7 protein-coding genes are annotated in these 5,000 nt (G+C 55.6%); all 7 read right to left on the bottom strand.

Annotated features, from left to right (window positions below; translation table 11 throughout):
• Window positions 1-807, bottom strand: an 807-nt coding sequence (locus tag BN1119_RS17945) for a replication initiation protein (protein ID WP_042001420.1), incomplete at its 3' end; no start/stop codon positions are given.
• 192 nt (window positions 808-999) lie between these two features.
• Window positions 1,000-1,305: a hypothetical protein gene (locus BN1119_RS20590; protein WP_157438688.1), complete on the bottom strand. Its 306-nt coding sequence runs from the start codon at window positions 1,303-1,305 to the stop codon at window positions 1,000-1,002.
• Between the two features lie 343 nt (window positions 1,306-1,648).
• On the bottom strand, window positions 1,649-1,933 hold the full coding sequence (locus BN1119_RS17940; protein WP_042001417.1) for a type II toxin-antitoxin system RelE/ParE family toxin: 285 nt from the start codon (window positions 1,931-1,933) through the stop codon (window positions 1,649-1,651).
• A complete protein-coding gene (locus BN1119_RS17935; protein WP_042001415.1) occupies window positions 1,923-2,162 on the bottom strand; it encodes a CopG family ribbon-helix-helix protein in 240 nt (79 codons plus the stop codon). Before BN1119_RS17935 ends, BN1119_RS17940 begins: the two co-directional genes overlap by 11 nt.
• Window positions 2,163-2,293: 131 nt before the next feature.
• Window positions 2,294-3,865, bottom strand: a complete 1,572-nt coding sequence (locus tag BN1119_RS21155) for a relaxase/mobilization nuclease domain-containing protein (RefSeq protein ID WP_084205557.1) — start codon at window positions 3,863-3,865, stop codon at window positions 2,294-2,296.
• Window positions 3,846-4,184, bottom strand: coding sequence for a MobC family plasmid mobilization relaxosome protein (locus tag BN1119_RS17915; RefSeq protein ID WP_042001407.1), 339 nt, complete (start codon window positions 4,182-4,184; stop codon window positions 3,846-3,848). The genes BN1119_RS21155 and BN1119_RS17915 overlap by 20 nt, the downstream gene beginning before the upstream one ends.
• Before the next feature lie 636 nt (window positions 4,185-4,820).
• On the bottom strand, window positions 4,821-5,000 hold a 180-nt coding region (locus BN1119_RS17905; RefSeq protein ID WP_042001403.1), incomplete at its 5' end, for a LuxR C-terminal-related transcriptional regulator.

The following is a 5,000-nucleotide window of genomic DNA, read 5'->3' as shown; positions in this document are numbered from 1 at the left end:
ACGCCCCCCCTTAGCACCTCGATGCGCTTGCACCTGGCTAAACCCTGCGGGAGTGAACCGGTTCCACACCCAACGGGCGATGCTCTTGGCCGTTGCCTTGATCTCCGACACGGGCAGCGGGCCGCCCTGCTCCCGTCCAAACGCGTTGGCGCTCTCACAAGCAGCTCTCACCGCATCGGCCCAAGCTTCGTACCCGTTAGGCCGCCAGAACTCCCTAACTGCGCTGTAGGCCCATTCACGCACGTTATCGAACAGCGTGACGTTACGCCCCAGCCCGCCGACCTCTTTGCGGCTACGGCGGTGATATGCCGCCAAATCCGCATCGGGGCAGAACTCGGCCAGATAGTCGAGGCTAAACGGCTCGCCGTGGTGCCATATCGTCCACCAATCGCCGTGTACGGGGTTTTTGGTGATTAACCCTGCGTATCCCATATCCGCCCCCAGCCGCTTCGCCAGAACGTGCTCTATGGCCGCCAGATAGCGCAACGGCTTTTGCTTGGCCGCACAGGTGCGGGCCACGACTGCCGCCAGATAGTACCCATAGTGAGCGTGACCGTTGAGAGCGTTGAGCGTAATCCAGTTTGGGGCAGGTAATCCGGCCTCTTTCCACGCCTCATAACCGTCTGCCCTGTCCACGTCGAACACCAGACAGGCTACGTGCGGCGGCGGGTTGTGCTGGATATGGCGATAAGCCAGCGCGGTCGCTTGCGGGCGGATCAGCAGCCCCTGCGCCGGATCATCGGTGCAGTAAGGACGACGGGGGAGACGTTCGACAAAGGCAGCGGCTTGAAGTGCTGGTTTCACCATCGAACACCGCGCTTATTGGCGGTGCAGTCTTGTGTGAGATCGGTCATGTGTTATGCTTTCCCTGTTCTTAGTGAACGGCCCCGAACTCTCTGACAGTCTTCCGCCAAGTTGATGACAGAGGTTCGGGGTTTGTCTTTTCTAGGCAATACGTTACAGCACTTGCAATCACTTAACAAAGCTCGTTTTTGGCGCCTATTTGTTGTGTTTTTTCAAATCAACAACTTCTCTGATGGGGCGGCTGGTATATCTATTTCCTCTGTTTTTGTCGTACCCATGAAGAACCATGTTGCAGTAAGCTTTTCCATTTGTGGTAGAACTAGTGATCATTTGCACGTGTTTATACCAAAATTTTCCAGATTGAGCTTCCGATAGGACTTCGTTGTATACCGCCTCACAGTCTGCACTTGGCTTTTTACTTGGAAATAACGTTGCTAAGTCTGCCGCCAAGACCGCTGATGGTGACAACGCGGCTAAAGACAGATAAATGAACCACTTCATAACCACTCTCCATTAATTTGATTTGGTTTAATATCACAAAAGTAATCATCCGTTGACCATAGCGCAGTGGTTTGGGATGTAACGATGCAAACGTCACAACCTATTAGCTCAATACATTTCTTATGAACTTGTGGAATTTGACGTTGCCATTTACTGAAGACCATTTGAACTTGATTCCCAGAGGCATTGGAAATAAATAGATTGCCATCAGAATCAAAACGAACTGAACTCAAAACCCCAAACGATTTCAATATCAATTTCCTTTTGGAATAATCCACCACTCCATTAACCCCTTTAAATTCATTTACATCTAAGCCAGAGGATTATTTTTAAAATATCCACATCAAATTTGGCTAGGAAAACGCTGTCTTGTGTGGAATACCCGCAAAATATGGATCTCCTCCCCTTGCACCCGATACGGGAGCAGGAACGGATAGGGCTGCACCACCAGCTCTCTCGTTCCAGGAACCCGCCCTGGCCGCCCCATAGCTGGCTGAGTCGATAGCAGGCTAACCAGCCGATATACCTCGCGCACAAACTCCTGCGCCACTCTCGGATTCTCTCTCGAAAGGAAGTCGTGCGCATCCTCCAGATTCAGAGCAGCCTTGCGTAGCCATTTAACCCGCATTGATACCCCACCGATTGAACTTCGTAGCCATCTCCATTTCCGGTACAAAGTCGCCAGCGTCAGCCTCACTCAATGCGGCCTCAATCTGGGCGATCTGCCAAGCTTCACGCGCCAAATAATCCTGAATTGCTTGGTTCGCCAACCATGATTTTGTTCTGCCTGTAGACTGGGCCAGTTGCCCCAACTGTTGATCTACTTCATCCGGCAGACGGAAAGACATTACGCTCATAACACCCCCTTGCAGTTATATGTTTACAATGTAATTCATATAGGCAATTCATGTCCATCATGCCCCCGAGCGGCGGCGACTAGCGCAGTCTGTCGCCACTGGCTCGGGGGCCGCCAAGCGCAGCGCGGCAGCTACATCTCAAAGCCCCGCCCCCGTTCGCGGGCCTGCTGCCGCTCTATCCGCCCCTCCAGTCCTTCCTGTAGGTACTCTCTGGCCTTGTCTATCGGCAAGCCGGAGATCTCTTTCTGCTCGTGCTTCCGATTGAAATACAGATCCCGCTCTGCGTGGGCCTGCTGGTATTCGTCCAATAACCCCTCCTGCGTCTGCGCAGTCTGCTGCGCGATCATGCCTTCAAGCTGGCGACCTGCGTTGCCAAGCTGCTGACCTGCTCGTTCAAGTGCTCGCACTGCTGGCGCAAGGCGCTCACCTCTCCCTGCAAGCTCGCGTTTTCTCGTCTCGTCGTCTCGAACTGCCGTAGCAAGCTGTCGCACACTGTCTGCAAGCCGCTCAATTGCCGCTCTTGCTCGCTCTGCAAGGTCTCTAGCGCGTTCAATAAGTGCCGTTCTAGCTCGGTCATCGTTTAGTAGCCTTTTGGTATCATGTAGTCGTCCCCGAACTTCCCTTCGTCCATGTTCATCCTGATGCAAAGCCGGATCTTCCCGTTCTCGTCCTCGCACTTTTTGAAGATCAATTTCCCGCCCTTTTTGCCCAACGTCTCCAAGGTGGCCTGCCGCTCGGCGATCAGGTTCCCCTGATACCACAGCGTCCCGCTCGTCGCGGCCAGCAACAGCAAGCCCGAAATCAACATCACTCCCCAGCTCTTGAGCAGGAGCCAGCCGATCCGCTTCTGCTGGTCTTGGATGGCGTCGTTGATGCTCTGCCTGCTTGAGTCCAACGCCTCTTTGATAGCTCGCTCGTGCCTCTCGAACTCGGGCTTCAGACTGCTCTCTATATCGTCGGCTTGCTGCTTCGATGTCTGCTCGAAGGTCTTTGCCATGTCTAAAATCTTGCTCATAGATCGCCCCCTTTAGGCGGATATTCCGGCCCCCTTCGGGGTCGGCAATGCTGATACTGTTCTTGGTTGTCCTGGTAACGTCGAACCCCGCCCCGGTCAGGGTCTTGAGCACGTCCTCCCGGTTTTTGACGAGCCCTGCCGCAGCCATGCCCAGCAAGCCGCCTGTAATGGCCTGTTCGGCTTCCAGCTTGTTCCGGGGTAGGTCTTTGGCCGTAATCACGGCCTGCCGATTGATTGGGTCGTCCGGGTCGTGCAATCCCAACTCGCCATTGATGGCCGTTCGCCACGCGTTGATCCGGTGGCCGTCCGCCCCGTGGAAATACGGCTGAAGGCGTTTGCCGGACAACAGTTCGACGTTCGGCACCACGAAATTCAGCTCTAGGCGGTCTTTGTCCCGGTGCTCGACCCACAGCACCGCATACTGATCGGCGTCCAGTCCGGGCAACAGGGCTTGCTCGAACTCGTCCATCAACCGATCCTTGGTCTCCCTCGGCAAGTCCGGTTCATGGAACGACAGCACGCCGCTGGTGTACCGCTGGGCGTAACGGCTGCCGTCTATCAACTCCTTGACCATCTTGGGGTCGCCGCGATCCAGCGTGGCACCGTTCCGGTTCCCGTCTTTGCCAAGCAGGTATTCCACCGGGCCAGATCCGCGACCGACTCCCCGGCTATGGATTTTGACGATCACGGCGCAGCCCCTCCAGTTCTCGGGCCACAGCGGCTAACGCCGCAAGGTATTCCACTTTGTCCAACGTGGTCAGCGGGCTGGCATTGATGCGCCGGGCGATCTGGTTGAGGTTGTTACCGATCCCAGCCACCTGCCGGAGCAAGGCCGGATCGATGGTTGGCGGTGGGGTGCGCCGCTGCTGGGGAGCAACCCCCAAGCAGTGCTCGCGCATCCACTCCGCCAACTGGGCTTTTGGGCAGGCCGCCCGCAGGCTGGCCAACTCGGATTCGGTGACTCTGACCTTGATCGTTTTGAGCCGCTTGGGCTGCTCTGTAGGCATCGGTGGCCTCCGTTTTTTCGGGGGTTTCGGGGGGCTTGCCCCCTGAACAAGGCCACAGGGGTAGACCGCGAAGCGGGCCCCCTGTGTGTCCTTGCTTAGTACTTTAACATGGGTTGAATTTTGAGGGTGCGGATTAGTGTTTTTTGTGTCACAGTGACAAATATTGTTTATGGTCACTGTGACGGGAATTAGGACGATGAAAGACAACGCAGATAAGGGAACCGGAGACATGTTTGGCGAGAAGCGTGGCCGGGGTAGACCCAAGACCGGAAACGCCAAGACAGGCGCAGAACGTCAAGCAGCCTACCGGGCCAAACAGCAGGATAATAACGTTACAGTGACGATAAATAGGGAACTATTGGAAGCGCTGGACGCCCAGATGCAAGCGATCAGGGATGGCGGTTCAGTCTTGGTCATGAAACCAGAACAAGCGGGCGAGATCTTGAAGGCCATACGCCACTCAAGCCTAAAGCAGCTCCGTGGACAACGCCCCCGCCCACAGGCCAAACCAACGGCCTGATGGACGGCCTACGGTACGGGCGCTTGCCCACCTCGCCAAGGTTCTCTCTCGATTACCTCTGGAAAAGAAAACGCCCCTTTCGGGGCGCTGTTATCTGATAAGGCTTTTGTTTTTGATCACTCACGATCACGGCGGAGGTAGTTGGACACACTGCCAGCCGAAATTTTCAGATCCTCGGCAATATCACGATTGCTATACCCCTGCGACTTGAGTTGTAGCACCACAGGCAGGAGAGTAGCGGCCTTGCTCGGTCTTCCCCCTCCCTTGGACACCTTGCCACCGATAGGGCCACCAAT

The sequence above is a fragment of the Aeromonas bivalvium genome (genome assembly GCF_000819765.1).
GTDB classification, from domain to species: Bacteria; Pseudomonadota; Gammaproteobacteria; order Enterobacterales; family Aeromonadaceae; genus Aeromonas; species Aeromonas bivalvium.
This window is presented reverse-complemented; position numbering and strand designations above follow the sequence as displayed.